This window comes from Pseudomonas kairouanensis, from assembly GCF_004682055.1.
In the GTDB taxonomy this organism is placed as follows: Bacteria; Pseudomonadota; Gammaproteobacteria; order Pseudomonadales; family Pseudomonadaceae; genus Aquipseudomonas; species Aquipseudomonas kairouanensis.
Window position 1 is genome coordinate 55,773 of the sequence record NZ_QUZU01000017.1, and the last position, 17,599, is coordinate 73,371.

The 17,599-nt window shown below is 57.7% G+C and carries 18 protein-coding genes; all 18 read left to right on the forward strand.

What is annotated here, in order from left to right:
* Window positions 1–9 precede the first annotated feature (9 nt).
* The 18 genes from mnmG (at window position 10) to DYL59_RS15435 (ending at window position 17,583) form a co-directional block, all read left to right on the forward strand.
* A complete protein-coding gene (gene mnmG, locus DYL59_RS15350; RefSeq protein WP_105521474.1) occupies window positions 10–1,902 on the forward strand; it encodes a tRNA uridine-5-carboxymethylaminomethyl(34) synthesis enzyme MnmG in 1,893 nt (630 codons plus the stop codon).
* Window positions 1,899–2,543: a 16S rRNA (guanine(527)-N(7))-methyltransferase RsmG gene (gene rsmG, locus DYL59_RS15355; protein ID WP_135289956.1), complete on the forward strand. Its 645-nt coding sequence runs from the start codon at window positions 1,899–1,901 to the stop codon at window positions 2,541–2,543. The genes mnmG and rsmG overlap by 4 nt, the downstream gene beginning before the upstream one ends.
* A gap of 18 nt (window positions 2,544–2,561) precedes the next feature.
* Window positions 2,562–3,359 (forward strand): ParA family protein, encoded by a 798-nt coding sequence (locus DYL59_RS15360; RefSeq protein ID WP_016978715.1) that lies wholly within the window; start codon window positions 2,562–2,564, stop codon window positions 3,357–3,359.
* A gap of 9 nt (window positions 3,360–3,368) precedes the next feature.
* Window positions 3,369–4,241: a ParB/RepB/Spo0J family partition protein gene (locus DYL59_RS15365; protein ID WP_122485314.1), complete on the forward strand. Its 873-nt coding sequence runs from the start codon at window positions 3,369–3,371 to the stop codon at window positions 4,239–4,241.
* Window positions 4,242–4,389: 148 nt separating this feature from the next.
* A complete protein-coding gene (locus DYL59_RS15370) occupies window positions 4,390–4,797 on the forward strand; it encodes a F0F1 ATP synthase subunit I (protein ID WP_131699634.1) in 408 nt (135 codons plus the stop codon).
* 16 nt (window positions 4,798–4,813) lie between these two features.
* Window positions 4,814–5,683 (forward strand): F0F1 ATP synthase subunit A, encoded by an 870-nt coding sequence (gene atpB / locus DYL59_RS15375; RefSeq protein ID WP_003213554.1) that lies wholly within the window; start codon window positions 4,814–4,816, stop codon window positions 5,681–5,683.
* 133 nt (window positions 5,684–5,816) lie between these two features.
* Window positions 5,817–6,074: a F0F1 ATP synthase subunit C gene (atpE, locus tag DYL59_RS15380; RefSeq protein ID WP_002555987.1), complete on the forward strand. Its 258-nt coding sequence runs from the start codon at window positions 5,817–5,819 to the stop codon at window positions 6,072–6,074.
* A gap of 55 nt (window positions 6,075–6,129) precedes the next feature.
* Window positions 6,130–6,600, forward strand: a complete 471-nt coding sequence (locus tag DYL59_RS15385) for a F0F1 ATP synthase subunit B (protein WP_008439543.1) — start codon at window positions 6,130–6,132, stop codon at window positions 6,598–6,600.
* Window positions 6,601–6,612: 12 nt separating this feature from the next.
* The gene (locus tag DYL59_RS15390; RefSeq protein WP_017528669.1) at window positions 6,613–7,149 is read left to right on the forward strand and encodes a F0F1 ATP synthase subunit delta; all 537 of its coding nucleotides are present in this window, start codon (window positions 6,613–6,615) and stop codon (window positions 7,147–7,149) included.
* A 21-nt stretch (window positions 7,150–7,170) separates the two neighbouring features.
* A complete protein-coding gene (gene atpA, locus DYL59_RS15395) occupies window positions 7,171–8,715 on the forward strand; it encodes a F0F1 ATP synthase subunit alpha (protein WP_122485313.1) in 1,545 nt (514 codons plus the stop codon).
* 50 nt (window positions 8,716–8,765) lie between these two features.
* Window positions 8,766–9,626 (forward strand): F0F1 ATP synthase subunit gamma, encoded by an 861-nt coding sequence (gene atpG, locus DYL59_RS15400; RefSeq protein WP_010207685.1) that lies wholly within the window; start codon window positions 8,766–8,768, stop codon window positions 9,624–9,626.
* A gap of 27 nt (window positions 9,627–9,653) precedes the next feature.
* The gene (gene atpD, locus DYL59_RS15405; protein WP_135289957.1) at window positions 9,654–11,030 is read left to right on the forward strand and encodes a F0F1 ATP synthase subunit beta; all 1,377 of its coding nucleotides are present in this window, start codon (window positions 9,654–9,656) and stop codon (window positions 11,028–11,030) included.
* A gap of 44 nt (window positions 11,031–11,074) precedes the next feature.
* Window positions 11,075–11,491: a F0F1 ATP synthase subunit epsilon gene (locus tag DYL59_RS15410; protein WP_032885166.1), complete on the forward strand. Its 417-nt coding sequence runs from the start codon at window positions 11,075–11,077 to the stop codon at window positions 11,489–11,491.
* Window positions 11,492–11,614: 123 nt separating this feature from the next.
* Window positions 11,615–12,982: a bifunctional UDP-N-acetylglucosamine diphosphorylase/glucosamine-1-phosphate N-acetyltransferase GlmU gene (gene glmU / locus DYL59_RS15415; RefSeq protein WP_135289958.1), complete on the forward strand. Its 1,368-nt coding sequence runs from the start codon at window positions 11,615–11,617 to the stop codon at window positions 12,980–12,982.
* A 229-nt stretch (window positions 12,983–13,211) separates the two neighbouring features.
* Entirely contained in the window at window positions 13,212–13,979 is a 768-nt protein-coding gene (locus DYL59_RS15420; protein ID WP_135289959.1) for a DeoR/GlpR family DNA-binding transcription regulator, read from the forward strand.
* A gap of 10 nt (window positions 13,980–13,989) precedes the next feature.
* On the forward strand, window positions 13,990–15,822 hold the full coding sequence (glmS, locus tag DYL59_RS15425; protein ID WP_135289960.1) for a glutamine--fructose-6-phosphate transaminase (isomerizing): 1,833 nt from the start codon (window positions 13,990–13,992) through the stop codon (window positions 15,820–15,822).
* A 63-nt stretch (window positions 15,823–15,885) separates the two neighbouring features.
* Window positions 15,886–16,251 (forward strand): avidin-fold protein, encoded by a 366-nt coding sequence (locus DYL59_RS15430; RefSeq protein ID WP_135289961.1) that lies wholly within the window; start codon window positions 15,886–15,888, stop codon window positions 16,249–16,251.
* Window positions 16,252–16,380: 129 nt separating this feature from the next.
* Window positions 16,381–17,583, forward strand: coding sequence for a Fic family protein (locus tag DYL59_RS15435; RefSeq protein ID WP_135289962.1), 1,203 nt, complete (start codon window positions 16,381–16,383; stop codon window positions 17,581–17,583).
* Window positions 17,584–17,599 lie beyond the last annotated feature (16 nt).

Below are 17,599 nucleotides of genomic sequence, written 5' to 3' on the forward strand. Positions count from 1 at the left end.
AGGTGCGTGGTGGATTTCCCTTCCCGTTTTGAAGTGATCGTCATCGGCGGCGGTCATGCCGGTACCGAGGCAGCACTGGCGTCAGCACGCATGGGCGTAAAAACCCTGTTGCTCACGCACAACGTGGAAACCCTCGGTGCAATGAGTTGCAACCCCGCCATTGGTGGGATCGGCAAAAGCCACTTGGTCAAAGAAATCGACGCCCTCGGCGGCGTAATGGCCATGGCAACCGACAAGGGTGGCATTCAATTTCGTGTGCTCAATAGCCGCAAAGGCCCAGCCGTACGTGCGACTCGAGCACAAGCCGACCGCATCCTCTACAAGGCTGCGGTACGCGAAACCCTGGAAAACCAGCCGAACCTGTGGATATTTCAGCAGGCAGCCGATGACCTGATCGTCGAGCAAGACCAGGTACGCGGTGTCGTTACTCAAATGGGTCTGCGTTTCTTCGCAGAATCCGTGGTGTTGACCACCGGTACTTTCCTTGGCGGACTTATCCACATCGGTATGCAGAATTATTCCGGAGGCCGTGCCGGCGACCCGCCGTCGATTGCCCTGGCAAAACGACTGCGTGAATTGCCGCTGCGTGTCGGCCGCTTGAAAACCGGTACTCCGCCACGTATCGACGGGCGTTCTGTGGACTTTTCGGTGATGACCGAACAGGCCGGCGACACACCGATTCCGGTGATGTCGTTCATGGGTTCCAAAGAACAGCACCCCAAACAGGTGAGCTGCTGGATTACCCATACCAATGCCCGCACCCACGAAATCATTGCCGCGAACCTCGACCGTTCGCCCATGTATTCCGGAGTGATCGAAGGTATTGGCCCGCGTTATTGCCCGTCGATCGAAGACAAGATCCACCGCTTTGCCGACAAGGAAAGCCACCAGGTGTTTATCGAGCCCGAAGGCTTGACCACCCATGAGCTGTACCCGAACGGAATTTCGACTTCCTTGCCGTTCGATGTGCAAATCCAGATCGTGCAATCGATTCGCGGCATGGAAAACGCGCACATCGTGCGTCCGGGCTACGCCATCGAGTACGACTATTTCGACCCGCGTGATCTTAAGTACAGCCTGGAAACCAAAGTGATCGGTGGCCTGTTCTTTGCCGGGCAAATCAACGGCACCACCGGTTACGAAGAAGCCGGCGCCCAAGGTTTGCTGGCCGGAACCAACGCCGCATTGCGCGCCCAAGGTAAAGACAGCTGGTGTCCGCGTCGCGATGAGGCCTATATCGGCGTGTTGGTGGATGACCTGATTACCCTGGGAACCCAGGAACCGTATCGGATGTTCACATCCCGCGCCGAATACCGCCTGATCCTGCGCGAAGACAACGCCGACCTGCGCCTGACCGAAAAAGGTCGTGAACTGGGGCTGGTTGATGACGTGCGCTGGGAAGCCTTCTGCAAAAAACGCGAAAGCATCGCGTTGGAAGAGCAGCGTCTGAAAAGCACTTGGGTTCGCCCCGGCACTGAGCAGGGCGATGCCATTGCCGAAAAATTCGGCACGCCGCTGACCCACGAGTACAACTTGCTCAACCTGCTGTCCCGTCCGGAAATAGACTACGCTGGCTTGGTCGAAGTGACAGGCGGTGGCGCAGAAGATCCACAGGTTGCCGAGCAGGTCGAAATCAAGACCAAATACGCCGGCTACATTGATCGCCAGCAGGACGAAATCGCCCGCCTGCGCGCCAGTGAAGACACCAAGTTGCCTGTGGATATCGACTACACCGGCATTTCCGGGCTGTCGAAAGAAATTCAAAGCAAGCTGGGGATAACTCGTCCAGAAACCCTGGGCCAGGCGTCACGTATCCCCGGCGTTACCCCGGCAGCGATTTCGCTGTTGATGATCCATTTGAAAAAACGCGGCGCGGGCCGTCAGTTGGAGCAAAGCGCTTGAGTTCGTTGGTCACCTCGCAACACGCCGAAGAGTTATCCACAGGGGCGCGCCAATTGGGCGTCGACCTGACCCCGGCCCAGCACGAATTGTTGCTGAGCTACCTGGCCCTGTTGATCAAATGGAACAAGGCTTACAACCTGACCGCTGTACGCGATCCTGACGAAATGGTGTCCCGTCACTTGCTCGACAGCTTGAGCGTAATGCCGTTTATCGAAAATGGCCGGTGGCTCGACGTTGGCAGTGGCGGTGGGATGCCTGGCATTCCGCTGGCCATCCTGTTTCCAGAGTCCCAAGTGACTTGCCTGGACAGCAATGGCAAGAAAACCCGCTTCCTGACCCAGGTCAAACTCGAACTCAAGCTGGATAACCTGCAAGTTATCCACAGTCGCGTCGAAGCCTTCACGCCTGAACAGCCTTTCAACGGAATTGTTTCCCGGGCGTTCAGCAGCATGGAGAACTTCAGCAACTGGACCCGCCACCTGGGCGATCGCGACACGCGCTGGCTGGCAATGAAGGGCGTCCATCCAAGCGATGAACTGTTAGCATTGCCGGCAGACTTCCACCTCGATAGCGAACACGCCTTGGCCGTACCCGGTTGCCAAGGCCAACGCCATCTGCTGATACTGCGCCGCACGGCATGATTGGGAACACAAGCAAGAATGGCTAAGGTATTCGCGATAGCGAACCAGAAAGGTGGCGTGGGTAAAACCACCACCTGCATCAACCTCGCAGCATCCCTGGTAGCCACCAAGCGCCGGGTGCTGTTGATCGATCTCGATCCACAGGGCAACGCCACCATGGGTAGCGGTGTGGATAAACACGGCCTGGAAAACTCGGTCTACGACTTGCTGATTGGCGAGTGCGACCTGGCCCAGGCCATGCACTACTCCGAACACGGTGGTTACCAACTGCTGCCGGCCAACCGCGACTTGACCGCGGCGGAAGTGGTGCTGCTGGAAATGCAGATGAAAGAAAGCCGTCTGCGCAGCGCTTTGGCGCCGATCCGCGAAAATTACGACTACATTTTGATCGACTGCCCGCCGTCTCTGTCGATGCTGACATTGAACGCGTTGGTGGCGGCCGATGGGGTGATTATCCCGATGCAGTGCGAGTACTACGCGCTGGAAGGGTTGAGTGACCTTGTGGATAACATCAAGCGTATTGCCGAGTTGCTCAACCCGAACCTGCAGATCGAAGGCCTGCTGCGCACCATGTTCGATCCGCGCCTGAGCTTGATGAACGATGTCTCTGCGCAGCTCAAGGAACACTTTGGCGACCAGTTGTACGACACGGTGATCCCGCGCAACATCCGTTTGGCTGAAGCGCCAAGCTACGGCATGCCTGCGCTGGCGTATGACAAATCCTCCCGTGGCGCCATTGCCTACCTGGCTCTGGCCGGCGAGATGGTACGTCGTCAACGTCGCAACTCACGCACCGCTGCAGCCCAGCCAACTTAAGGAACCCCCATGGCCGTCAAGAAACGAGGTCTCGGACGTGGACTGGATGCACTGCTCAGTGGTCCGACCGTCACGTCGCTTGAAGAACAAGCGGTGCAGGCCGACGAGCGCGAGCTGCAGCACCTGCCCCTGGACCTGATCCAGCGCGGCAAATACCAGCCACGCCGGGACATGGACCCCCAGGCGCTGGAAGAACTGGCCAACTCGATCAAGGCCCAGGGCGTAATGCAGCCGATTGTGGTCCGTCCGATCGGTGGTGGGCGCTTTGAGATCATTGCCGGTGAACGTCGCTGGCGTGCCAGCCAGCAGGCTGGCAAGGAAACCATCCCGGCGATGGTGCGCGATGTGCCGGATGAAACCGCCATCGCCATGGCGTTGATCGAGAACATCCAGCGTGAGGACCTCAACCCGGTCGAAGAAGCGATCGCGTTGCAGCGCTTGCAGCAGGAGTTTCAACTGACTCAGCAACAAGTGGCCGACGCAGTGGGCAAGTCCCGAGTGACGGTGTCCAACTTGCTGCGCCTGATCTCGCTGCCGGAAGTCATCAAGACCATGTTGTCCCACGGTGACCTGGAAATGGGTCACGCCCGTGCTTTGCTCGGTTTGCCGGAAAATCAACAGGTTGAAGGGGCGCGACACGTTGTCGCACGAGGGCTCACCGTTCGTCAGACCGAGGCTTTGGTTCGCCAGTGGCTCAGCGGCAAACCTGCACCGGTCGAAACGGCCAAACCTGATCCGGACATTGCCCGCCTCGAACAGCGCCTGGCCGAGCGCCTGGGCTCTGCGGTGCAAATTCGCCATGGCAAGAAAGGCAAAGGCCAATTGGTCATCGGATATAACTCGCTCGATGAGCTTCAGGGCGTCCTTGCCCACATCCGCTGAAACATTTGCTTATGTAGCGCGTGATCGGAAATCACTACCCGGCAGTTGAATAGGGGCTGAACCGCCCCTATACTCTGCGCGCATTTTGTCGGCACAAATTATGCCAAGTTATTGATTTCCGGCAGCCGACTATTGAGGAGCAAGAGTGATGGAAACCCGCACGCCAAACACGTCGCCGTTCCATCGCTTGGCTGTTTTTCCGGTTTTATTGGCTCAGTTTGTCATTTTGCTGATCGCCGCTTTGGCGCTTTGGTACTGGCATGGAGTCGTAGCCGGATACTCGGGACTCTGCGGAGGCCTGATAGCCTTGCTGCCCAATATGTATTTTGCTCACAGGGCCTTTCGGTTTTCCGGCGCCCGAGCAGCCCAGGCTATCGTCCGGTCCTTTTATGCCGGCGAAGCAGGGAAACTGATTTTGACGGCAGTGCTGTTTGCACTGACCTTTGCAGGTGTGAAGCCATTGGCGCCGCTGGCTGTATTCGGCGTCTTCGTGTTGACCCAACTGGTCAGCTGGTTCGCTCCCCTGCTAATGAAAACAAGACTTTCGAAACCTTAGGGCGTTTGAGGCAACCATGGCAGAAACAACCGCTTCGGGCTATATCCAGCACCACTTGCAGAACCTGACCTTCGGTCAGCTTCCTAATGGCGGCTGGGGCTTTGCCCACTCCGCAGCAGAAGCCAAAGAAATGGGCTTCTGGGCTTTCCACCTGGATACTCTGGGTTGGTCGGTCGCATTGGGTCTGATCTTCGTCCTGATTTTCCGCATGGCGGCAAAGAAGGCGACTTCCGGTCAGCCAGGTGCTTTGCAGAACTTCGTTGAAGTACTGGTCGAATTCGTCGATGGCAGCGTGCGAGACAGCTTCCATGGTCGTAGCGCGGTGATTGCACCGTTGGCACTGACCATCTTCGTCTGGGTGTTCCTGATGAACGCCGTCGACCTGATCCCGGTCGACTGGATTCCTCAGCTGGCCATCCTGATCTCCGGCGATCACCACATTCCATTCCGTGCGGTTTCCACCACGGATCCTAACGCTACCCTGGGCATGGCCCTGTCGGTATTCGCGTTGATCATTTTCTACAGCATCAAGATCAAGGGCATCGGCGGCTTCATCGGCGAACTGACCCTGCACCCGTTCGGCAGCAAGAACATCTTCGTTCAAGCCCTGCTGATCCCGGTGAACTTCCTGCTGGAGTTCGTGACCCTGGTTGCCAAGCCGATCTCCCTGGCCCTGCGACTGTTCGGCAACATGTATGCCGGCGAGCTGGTGTTCATTCTGATCGCTGTGATGTTCGGCAGCGGCCTGCTCTGGCTCAGCGGCCTGGGCATTGTTCTGCAGTGGGCGTGGGCTGTGTTCCACATCCTGATCATCACCCTGCAGGCCTTCATCTTCATGATGCTGACCATCGTCTACCTGTCGATGGCGCACGAAGAAAACCATTAAGGCCAGTCTCGACTAGTCTGATGTCCTTCCCGGTAACACGGGAAGGTGGCCCTCACGGGCTATGAAACGATTTGTTTTACCGCTTTAAAATCTAAAAAACCTAAACCATACGACGTAAAAGTCGGGAGGAAAGATGGAAACTGTAGTTGGTCTAACCGCTATCGCTGTTGCACTGTTGATCGGCCTGGGCGCCCTGGGTACTGCCATTGGTTTCGGCCTGCTGGGCGGCAAGTTCCTGGAAGGCGCAGCGCGTCAGCCAGAAATGGTTCCAATGCTGCAAGTTAAAATGTTCATCGTCGCCGGCCTGCTCGACGCCGTGACCATGATCGGTGTTGGTATCGCTCTGTTCTTCACCTTCGCGAACCCCTTCGTTGGTCAACTCGCCGGTTAATCACTCGTTTTTCGAGTGATTGGTGTGTTGTGCAACGAATGAGCGAGGTATTGGCGTGAACATTAATGCAACCATTATTGGTCAGTCCTTAGCGTTCTTGATTTTTGTCGTTTTCTGCATGAAGTTCGTATGGCCTCCGGTCATCGCAGCTCTGCACGAACGTCAGAAGAAGATCGCGGATGGGCTGGACGCTGCAGCACGAGCAGCTCGCGACCTGGAGTTGGCCCAAGATAAAGCGGGTCAACAACTGCGCGAAGCGAAAGCTCAAGCAGCCGAAATCATTGAGCAAGCCAAGAAACGCGGTAACCAGATCGTTGAAGAGGCTGTTGAAAAAGCCCGTATCGACGCTGACCGTGTGAAGGTTCAGGCTCAGGCCGAGATCGAGCAGGAACTGAACGGTGTCAAAGACGCGCTGCGTGCCCAACTGGGTGCTCTGGCCGTCGGCGGTGCTGAGAAGATCCTGGGTGCCACAATCGATCAAAACGCGCACGCGGAGCTGGTTAACAAACTGGCTGCTGAAATTTAAGCGAGGGCGATCATGGCAGAATTGACCACGTTGGCCCGACCTTACGCTAAGGCAGCCTTCGAGCACGCCCAGGCCCACCAGCAGCTGGCCTCTTGGTCAGCCATGCTCGGCCTGGCTGCAGCAGTGTCGCAAGACGACACCATGCAGCGCGTGCTCAAGGCCCCGCGACTGACGAGCGCAGACAAGGCCGCCACTTTTATTGAAGTGTGCGGCGACAAGTTTGATGTGAAGGCACAGAACTTCATCAACGTCATTGCCGAAAACGACCGTCTCCTGCTTCTGCCGGAGATTGCCGCTCTTTTCGACCTGTACAAGGCCGAGCAAGAGAAGTCGGTAGACGTTGAAGTGACCAGTGCTTTTGCATTGAACCAAGAACAGCAAGACAAACTCGCCAAGGTTCTCAGTGCACGACTCGACCGGGAAGTGCGCCTGCAAGTTGCGGAAGACCCATCCCTCATTGGGGGTGTTGTCATTCGCGCCGGCGACCTGGTTATCGATGGCTCGATTCGCGGCAAACTCGCGAATCTTGCCGAAGCATTGAAATCTTGAGTTTGAAGGGGCAGCAGAGCAATGCAGCAACTCAATCCTTCCGAAATAAGTGAAATTATCAAGGGCCGCATCGACAAGCTCGATGTGACCTCCCAAGCCCGTAACGAAGGCACTGTCGTCAGCGTATCTGACGGTATCGTGCGGATTCACGGTCTGGCCGACGTAATGTACGGCGAGATGATCGAGTTTCCGGGCGGCGTCTTCGGTATGGCCCTCAACCTGGAGCAAGACTCCGTAGGTGCCGTTGTATTGGGCGCGTACACCAGTCTGGCCGAAGGCATGAGCGCCAAGTGCACTGGCCGCATCCTGGAAGTTCCGGTTGGTAAGGAACTGCTGGGTCGCGTTGTCGACGCACTGGGTAACCCTGTTGACGGTAAAGGTCCACTGGGCAACACCGAGACCGACGCGGTCGAGAAAGTTGCTCCAGGCGTGATCTGGCGTAAGTCGGTAGACCAGCCTGTACAGACTGGCTACAAGGCTGTCGATGCCATGATCCCTGTCGGCCGTGGCCAGCGTGAGCTGATCATCGGCGACCGTCAGATCGGTAAAACCGCTCTGGCCATCGACGCGATCATCAACCAGAAAGACAGCGGCATTTTCTGCGTCTACGTAGCTATTGGTCAGAAACAATCGACCATCGCCAACGTGGTTCGCAAGCTGGAAGAAAACGGCGCCCTGGCCAACACGATCATCGTGGCTGCCAGTGCTTCGGAATCTCCTGCGCTGCAATTCCTGGCACCGTACTCCGGTTGCACCATGGGTGAATTCTTCCGCGACCGCGGTGAAGACGCGCTGATCGTTTATGACGATCTGTCCAAGCAAGCAGTGGCTTACCGCCAGATTTCCCTGCTGCTGCGCCGTCCACCAGGCCGTGAAGCTTACCCAGGCGACGTGTTCTATCTCCACTCCCGTCTGCTGGAGCGCGCATCCCGCGTTTCGGAAGAATACGTAGAGAAGTTCACCAACGGCGCAGTGACCGGCAAAACCGGTTCCCTGACCGCACTGCCGATCATCGAAACCCAGGCTGGCGACGTTTCCGCGTTCGTTCCGACCAACGTGATTTCCATCACCGACGGTCAGATCTTCCTGGAATCGGCCATGTTCAACTCAGGGATTCGCCCTGCAGTGAACGCCGGTGTTTCGGTATCCCGTGTGGGTGGTGCCGCTCAGACCAAGATCATCAAGAAGCTCTCCGGTGGTATCCGTACCGCTCTGGCTCAGTACCGTGAACTGGCGGCATTCGCCCAGTTCGCTTCTGACCTGGACGAAGCGACCCGTAAGCAACTTGAGCATGGTCAGCGCGTTACCGAGCTGATGAAGCAGAAGCAATACGCCCCAATGTCGATCGCTGACATGGCGTTGTCGCTGTATGCCGCTGAGCGTGGGTTCCTGACTGACGTCGAAATCACCAAGGTTGGCAGCTTTGAACAAGCGCTGATTGCTTACTTCAACCGCGATCATGCCGACTTGTTGGCCAAGATCAACGTGAAGGGTGACTTCAATGACGAAATCGACGCTGGCCTCAAAGCCGGTATCGAGAAGTTCAAGGCCACCCAAACCTGGTAAGCCGCAGCGGGAGCCGCAAGGCTCCCGCTTGCTAACCTGATAGGTGTTACATGGCAGGCGCAAAAGAGATTCGCAGTAAGATTGCGAGCATCAAAAGCACGCAAAAAATTACCAGCGCCATGGAAAAAGTGGCGGTCAGCAAAATGCGCAAGGCACAAATGCGCATGGCTGCTAGCCGTCCTTATGCGGAGCGTATCCGCCAGGTAATTGGGCATCTGGCCAACGCCAACCCGGAATACCGCCACCCATTCATGATCGACCGCGAAGTTAAGCGTGTGGGTTATGTGGTTGTGAGCAGTGACCGTGGTTTGTGCGGTGGTTTGAATACCAACCTGTTCAAGGCCCTGGTCAAGGACATGGCGGTAAACCGCGAAAAGGGCGTCGAGATCGATCTGTGTGTTGTTGGTAGCAAGGGTGCGGCCTTTTTCCGTAACTTCGGCGGTAACGTCGTTGCAGCTATCAGCCACCTGGGTGAAGAGCCGTCGATCAATGATTTGATCGGCAGTGTGAAGGTGATGCTGGATGCATACCTGGAAGGCCGGATTGACCGCCTCTCCGTGGTATCCAACAAGTTCATCAACACCATGACCCAGCAGCCAACCGTGGAGCAATTGATTCCACTGGTGGCGACTCCGGATCAGGAACTCAAGCACCACTGGGACTACCTCTACGAACCAGACGCCAAAGAGCTGCTTGACGGCTTGATGGTGCGCTACGTGGAGTCGCAGGTGTACCAGGCGGTGGTCGAGAACAACGCAGCTGAACAAGCGGCGCGGATGATCGCGATGAAAAACGCTACCGATAACGCCGGTGATCTGATCAGCGATTTGCAGCTGATCTACAACAAGGCGCGTCAGGCTGCGATCACCCAAGAGATCTCGGAAATCGTCGGCGGCGCTGCCGCGGTTTAACGGTTCAAATATTCAGAGGATCCAGCTATGAGTAGCGGACGTATCGTTCAAATCATCGGCGCCGTTATCGACGTGGAATTTCCACGCGACAGCGTACCGAGCATCTACAACGCGCTGAAAGTACAAGGCGCGGAAACTACTCTGGAAGTTCAGCAACAGCTGGGCGACGGCGTAGTTCGTACCATTGCGATGGGTTCCACCGAAGGCTTGAAGCGCGGTCTGGACGTCATCGACTCTGGCGCAGCCATCTCCGTACCGGTCGGTAAAGCGACCCTGGGCCGGATCATGGACGTACTGGGCAACCCGATTGACGAAGCTGGCCCGATCGACACCGAAGAGCGTTGGGGTATCCACCGCGCTGCGCCGTCGTTCGCAGAGCAGGCAGGCGGCAACGACCTGCTGGAAACCGGCATCAAGGTTATCGACCTGGTTTGCCCGTTCGCCAAAGGCGGTAAAGTCGGTCTGTTCGGTGGTGCCGGTGTAGGCAAGACCGTAAACATGATGGAACTGATCCGTAACATCGCCATCGAGCACAGCGGTTATTCCGTGTTCGCCGGTGTGGGTGAGCGTACTCGTGAGGGTAACGACTTCTACCACGAGATGAAGGACTCCAACGTTCTGGACAAAGTGGCACTGGTTTACGGTCAGATGAACGAGCCGCCGGGTAACCGTCTGCGCGTAGCACTGACCGGCCTGACCATGGCCGAGAAGTTCCGTGACGAAGGTAACGACGTTCTGCTGTTCGTCGACAACATCTACCGTTACACCTTGGCCGGTACTGAAGTATCCGCACTGCTGGGCCGTATGCCTTCGGCAGTAGGTTACCAGCCGACCCTGGCCGAAGAGATGGGCGTTCTGCAAGAACGTATCACTTCGACCAAGGAAGGCTCGATCACCTCGATCCAAGCGGTATACGTACCTGCGGACGACTTGACCGACCCGTCGCCTGCGACCACCTTCGCCCACTTGGACGCCACCGTCGTTCTGTCCCGTGACATCGCTTCCCTGGGTATCTACCCAGCGGTCGATCCACTGGACTCGACTTCGCGCCAGCTGGACCCGAACGTGATCGGCCAGGAGCACTACGACACCGCTCGCGGCGTTCAGTACGTGCTGCAGCGTTACAAAGAACTGAAGGACATCATTGCGATCCTGGGTATGGACGAGCTGTCGGAAGCCGACAAGCAGTTGGTAAACCGTGCTCGTAAGATCCAGCGCTTCTTGTCGCAGCCGTTCTTCGTGGCTGAAGTCTTCACCGGTGCTTCGGGTAAATACGTTTCCCTGAAAGACACCATTGCTGGCTTCAAAGGCATCCTCAACGGTGACTACGACCACCTGCCAGAACAAGCGTTCTACATGGTCGGCGGCATCGAAGAAGCGATCGAGAAAGCCAAGAAACTGTAATCCAGGCGCCCGGAAACGGGCGCTCATCAGGTTGAGGCAATCAGATGGCTATGACAGTCCATTGCGATATCGTCAGCGCGGAAGGGGAAATCTTCTCCGGTCTGGTAGAGATGGTGATTGCACACGGCGAACTCGGTGACCTTGGTATTGCCATGGGTCACGCGCCGTTGATCACCAGCTTGAAGCCAGGTCCGATCACTCTGACCAAGCAAGGCGGGGAGCGTGAGGTGTTTTACATCTCCGGTGGTTTCCTTGAGGTTCAGCCGAACATGGTCAAGGTACTTGCCGATACTGTGCAACGTGCTGGTGACCTGGATGAAGCCTCCGCTCAGGAAGCCGTCAAGGCTGCCGAGAAGGCCCTGAATGAAAAGGGTGCGGACTTCGACTACAGCGCTGCTGCTGTACGTCTGGCCGAGGCTGCAGCCCAGCTGCGCACGCTCCAGCAGATCCGCAAGAAGTAAGCGGCCACGCCGTCATGCTTCAAGCGCGATTGATTAAAAAGGGTAGCCTCGGCTACCCTTTTTCTTTTTCAGCAAAACACTTCTCTGGTCTGAAGCCGGACCGCCCAGGATTGGTAGCCACTCATGTCTCTTGAAATCGTCATTCTCGCCGCAGGCCAGGGCACCCGCATGCGTTCAGCCCTGCCCAAGGTGCTGCACCCGGTTGCCGGAAACTCCATGCTTGGCCATGTTATCCACAGCGCCCGGCAACTCGACCCCCAGCGTATCCACGTAGTGATCGGCCACGGTGCCGATGTGGTACGTGAGCGCCTGGCAGCGGACGACCTGAATTTCGTATTGCAAGACAAGCAGCTGGGCACCGGCCATGCCACCGCGCAAGCCGTACCATTCGTCACTGCCGACACTGTGCTGATCCTCTACGGGGACGTGCCTCTGATCGAAGTAGAAACCCTGCAACGCCTGCTCAAGCACGTAGTGCCCGGCCAGATGGGCCTGCTCACCGTCGAGCTGGACGACCCCACCGGCTATGGGCGCATCGTGCGTAACGCCCATGGCAAGGTCGCCGCCATCGTCGAACACAAAGACGCCAGCGAAGCACAGCGCGCCATCACTGAAGGCAACACCGGCATCATGGCCGTGCCTGCCAACAAGCTCGCCGACTGGATGAGCCGCCTGTCCAACAACAATGCCCAAGGTGAGTACTACCTTACCGACGTCATCGAGATGGCCGTAAACGATGGCCTGCTAGTGGCTACCGAACAGCCCCACGACCCGATGGAAGTTCAGGGCGCCAACGACCGCAAGCAGCTTGCTGAGCTTGAACGTCACTACCAACTGCGCGAAGGCCGCCGCCTGATGGCCCAGGGCGTGACCCTGCGCGACCCGGCACGTTTTGATGTGCGCGGCGAAGTGACCGTTGGCCGCGACGTGCTAATCGACATCAACGTGATCCTCGAAGGCCGTGTGATCATCGAAGACGACGTGATCATCGGCCCTAACTGCGTGATCAAGGACAGCACCCTGCGTAAAGGCGTGGTGGTCAAGGCCAACAGCCACCTGGAAGGCGCGGTAATGGGCGAGGGCAGCGATGCCGGCCCGTTTGCACGCCTGCGTCCAGGCACCGTGATGGGCGCCAGGGCGCACGTGGGCAATTTCGTCGAACTGAAGAACGCCCGAATGGGTGACGATGCCAAGGCTGGCCATTTGGCCTACCTCGGTGATGCGGTGATTGGTGCACGCAGTAATATTGGCGCGGGTGCCATTACCTGCAATTACGATGGCGCCAACAAATACCAGACGACTATTGGTGAGGACGTCTTCATCGGCTCCAATAACTCACTGATTGCGCCTGTCTCTATTGGTGATGGCTCGAACACCGCCGCCGGCTCAACGATCAATCAGGATGTGGATAAGTCCCAACTGGCGGTAGCCCGCGCCCGCCAACGCAACATCGACGGCTGGAAGCGTCCGGTCAAAATCAAAAAGACCTGAGTTATCCACAGCCTCATCAGCAACATATATCCAATGTGGGAGGGGGGCTTGCCCCCGATTGCGGTTTGCCAGCTACAGATAGGCTGGCTGATACACCGCTATCGGGGGCAAGCCCCCTCCCACATTTGTTCTGCGTTTGATCAGAAATTTGCTGCGCTGCGCTTGACGATCTTTCCCCAATAGGTTTTGATTGCCTTCGTTATCTTTCGAAACGAAACTTATCATCACCATGTCGAAACGAAATACACCCCAACGGCGCCACAACATCCTCACCCTGCTCAATGAACAGGGCGAAGTCAGCGTGGACGCATTGGCCAAGCATTTCGAAACTTCGGAAGTCACTATTCGCAAAGACCTGGCCGCCTTGGAAAGCAACGGCCTGTTGCTGCGTCGCTACGGCGGCGCCATCACCATGCCCCAGGAACTGGTGGGCGACGCTGCTCAACCCATCTCGCAGTACAAGCGCGCCATCGCCCGTGCCGCCGTGACGCGCCTGCGCGAACACGCCCGCATCATCATCGACAGCGGCAGCACCACCGCCGCCATGATCCCTGAACTGGGCCACCAGCCTGGCCTGGTGGTCATGACCAACTCCCTGCACGTCGCCAGCGCCTTGAGCGAGTTGGAACACGAACCGGTGCTGTTGATGACCGGTGGCACCTGGGACTCCCATTCGGATTCGTTCCAAGGCCAGGTCGCCGAGCAGGTGCTGCGTTCCTACGACTTTGATCAGCTGTTCATCGGCGCCGATGGCATCGATCTGCAGCGCGGTACCACCACCTTCAACGAACTGCTGGGCCTGAGCCGCGTCATGGCCGAGGTCGCCCGGGAAGTGGTGGTAATGGTCGAATCCGACAAGATCGGCCGCAAGATTCCCAACCTGGAGCTGCCCTGGAGCAGCGTCCATACCCTTATCACCGATGATCGCCTGCCGCTTGAGGCCCGCGACCAGATCCAAGCCCGCGGCATTACGCTGATATGCGCGGCAATCATCTAGGAGAAGCACCATGTGTGGAATTGTTGGCGCAGTCGCCGAACGCAACGTAACCGCCATCCTGATCGAAGGCCTCAAGCGCCTGGAATACCGTGGCTATGACAGCGCCGGGGTGGCCGTCTTCACCAACGCCGGCAAGCTTGAGCGCATGCGTCGCCCGGGCAAGGTCAGCGAACTGGAGCAGGCGCTGGCCGGCGAGCCGCTGGTGGGGCGCCTGGGGATTGCCCACACCCGTTGGGCCACCCACGGTGCGCCGTGTGAACGCAACGCCCACCCGCATTTTTCCGGTGACTTGGCGGTGGTGCACAACGGCATCATCGAAAACCACGAAGTGCTGCGCGAACAACTCAAGGGCCTGGGCTACGTATTCACCTCGGACACCGACACAGAAGTCATCGCCCACCTGCTCAACCACAAGCTCAAGGACCACAGCGACCTGACCACGGCCCTCAAGGCCACGGTCAAGGAACTGCACGGTGCCTATGGCTTGGCCGTGGTCAGCGCCAGCCAACCGGACCGCGTGGTCGCCGCCCGCAGTGGCAGCCCGCTGGTGATTGGCCTGGGCCTGGGGGAAAACTTCCTGGCGTCCGACCAACTGGCCCTGCGCCAGGTCACCGACCGCTTCATGTACCTCGAAGAAGGCGATATTGCCGACATCCGCCGCGAAAGCGTGGCGATCTGGGACGTTAACGGCAATTCTGTCGAGCGCGAAGCCGTGCAATACCGCGACGGCGCCGAAGCGGCCGACAAAGGTGAATACCGTCACTTCATGCTCAAGGAAATCCACGAGCAGCCCGCCGTTGTGCAACGCACCTTGGAAGGTCGCCTGAGCCAAAACCAGGTGTTGGTCAACTCCTTCGGCCCTCAAGCCGCCGAGCTGTTCGCCAAAGTGCGCAATGTGCAGATCGTCGCCTGTGGTACCAGCTACCACGCCGGCATGGTTGCCCGTTACTGGCTGGAAGAACTGGCCGGCATCCCATGCCAGGTCGAAGTCGCCAGCGAGTTCCGCTATCGCAAGGTGGTGGTACAGCCCGACACCCTGTTCGTGACCATCTCCCAGTCTGGCGAAACCGCCGACACCCTGGCTGCCCTGCGTAACGCCAAGGAACTGGGCTTTCTGGCCAGCCTGGCGATCTGCAACGTCAGCATCAGTTCCCTGGTGCGCGAATCTGACCTGACCCTGCTCACCCAGGCCGGTCGTGAAATCGGCGTGGCGTCCACTAAAGCCTTCACCACCCAGTTGGTTGGCTTGCTGCTGTTGACCCTGTCCCTGGGTCAAGTGCGCGGCACCTTGGGCGAGGGCGTTGAAGCCACTCTGGTAGAAGAACTGCGCCGCTTGCCAACCCGCCTCGGTGAAGCCCTGGCCATGGACAGCATCGTGGAAAAAGTCGCCGAACTGTTCGCCGACAAGAACCACACTCTGTTCCTCGGTCGTGGTGCTCAGTACCCGGTGGCGATGGAAGGTTCGCTCAAGCTCAAGGAAATCTCGTACATCCACGCCGAAGCCTATCCTGCTGGCGAGTTGAAACACGGCCCACTGGCCCTGGTGGATGACGACATGCCCGTGGTCACCGTGGCGCCGAACAACGAACTGCTGGAAAAACTCAAATCCAACCTGCAGGAAGTACGCGCCCGTGGCGGCCAACTGGTGGTATTTGCCGATGAGAAAGCCGGCATGACCAACGGCGAAGGCACCCACGTCATCAACATGCCGCATATCAACGACACCCTGTCGCCGATTCTGTACACCATCCCGCTGCAACTGCTGTCGTACTACGTGGCCGTGCTCAAGGGCACAGACGTTGACCAGCCGCGTAACCTGGCCAAATCGGTGACCGTGGAATAACTCGCCACACCCTGGAGGTCCGCCGGGTCTCCAGCCTTAGCTCGACGAAAGGATTCGACCTCGATGCACACTCCCTTCTCCCAGATCGGCGAGCGCTTGCACAATCGCCGTTTTGCGGTTTCCAACAACACCGAAGGGCTCTCTGGTGCCGGTACGGTGTTCCATTATCAAGTTGAAGGCGATGCTATTTCGAGCACCTACGAAGGCGGTCGTATTCGCATCGGCCAGCAGGTAGGGCGTGTAACCGGTGCCGATACGATCGAGCTGCTGTTTCAGTGTGTGACCACGCAGGGTGAGTTATTGGCCGGTTGGTCTCGCGGAACGGTCGGTGTTGATGACCCCGGGCGTACCACGCTGGCGTTTGTATGGGGTTGGTTGTCGGGGGCGATGGGTGGGGGAGAGTCGAGTTATGCAGAGATTTCGGTCTAGCGAAAAGATCAGAATTAATATCGGAAAAAGCGGTTAACAAAAGCTTGTATAAATAAGCAGATTCATCCAGCTACTATTGGTCCTTAACGGGAAAATAGATCCGAAAATCAATCGGAAAAGGTGAGGGAAATGACGCAGCTATTCATATCCGGAAACCATTGGCTGGAACCTGTTTGGCCATCTCCAGGTTTCCCTGCATCGATTTTACGTACGGCAGAATCACTGTCCTTTCGTGCAGGCAAACTGACAGGTGTACTCCACGAAAATACCGCTGCCCGCATCGGCGGTCTAATGCGAATCACCAATAGCTATTACAGCAATCTGATTGAAGGCCAATTCACCGAACCTGCCACCTTGTCGGCGCGTCTACCCAAGCGCGATTCCAAGGCGTTGCGCGAGTTGGCGGAAAGTCATATTGGTGTTCAGGAGTTGCTGGAGCGAGCATTACGTCGACCTAAATCTGCACAGGCGCCTTGGAGCGTTTTCTTCGCTCCTGAATTCATCTCCGTCATCCATCGTCGCCTTTTTGCGGATGCCAGCGATGACGACCTGCGACTAAGCGATGGCCGATTGCTCACACCCGGCCAATTACGTGATGCCGCTCAACGCAATGTGTTAGTCGGCGACCACGCCGCGCCGGCGTGGGAGTCTGTCACTCCAATGCTCACACGCCTTCAACACGTATACGGCGGGCAATCGGACCTGACCTCACGAATTCTGGGTGCCCTTGCTTATCACCATCGACTGGCGTTCGTTCACCCGTTCGAAGATGGCAATGGCCGAGTTGTGCGTATGGTTACGCATCTTCAGCTCATGCGTCTGGGGCTTGCGTCCCCGTTATGGTCACTTTCCCGAGGGCTGGCACGAAAGCAGGGCGAGTACTACGCACGTTTACGCGCTGCCGATCAGCCTCGGCGAGGGGACTTGGACGGTCGCGGCCAGTTGACTCAAAGCGGGTTGTGCGAGTTTGTAGAGTTCATGCTGCAGGTCTGCATTGATCAGATGGAGTATGTAGAGCAGGCGATGGGCCTGGTCAGTCTGCGCCAGCGACTTGAGCGCGTGATCGGCCTGGAGCCCCGATTCCTAGAGGCTGGCGTAAAACAGGAAATGGCCAAGGCCATTCACATCTTGCTGACTCAAGGCGAAGTTGCTCGTGCGGACTTTAAAACGTTTTCCGGCCTCCATGACCGAGTGGCGAGCGAGCAGCTCAGAAAACTGGTCGATATGGGCGTGGTTGAAGCACCTTCCGCCAAGTCACGTTCAGTCTTTCCAGGGCTACCGGTCTGGTTTGCGCAGATGGTATTTCCAGACCTGCATCGGCGCTTTCACTGATTTTAGGAGCACATAC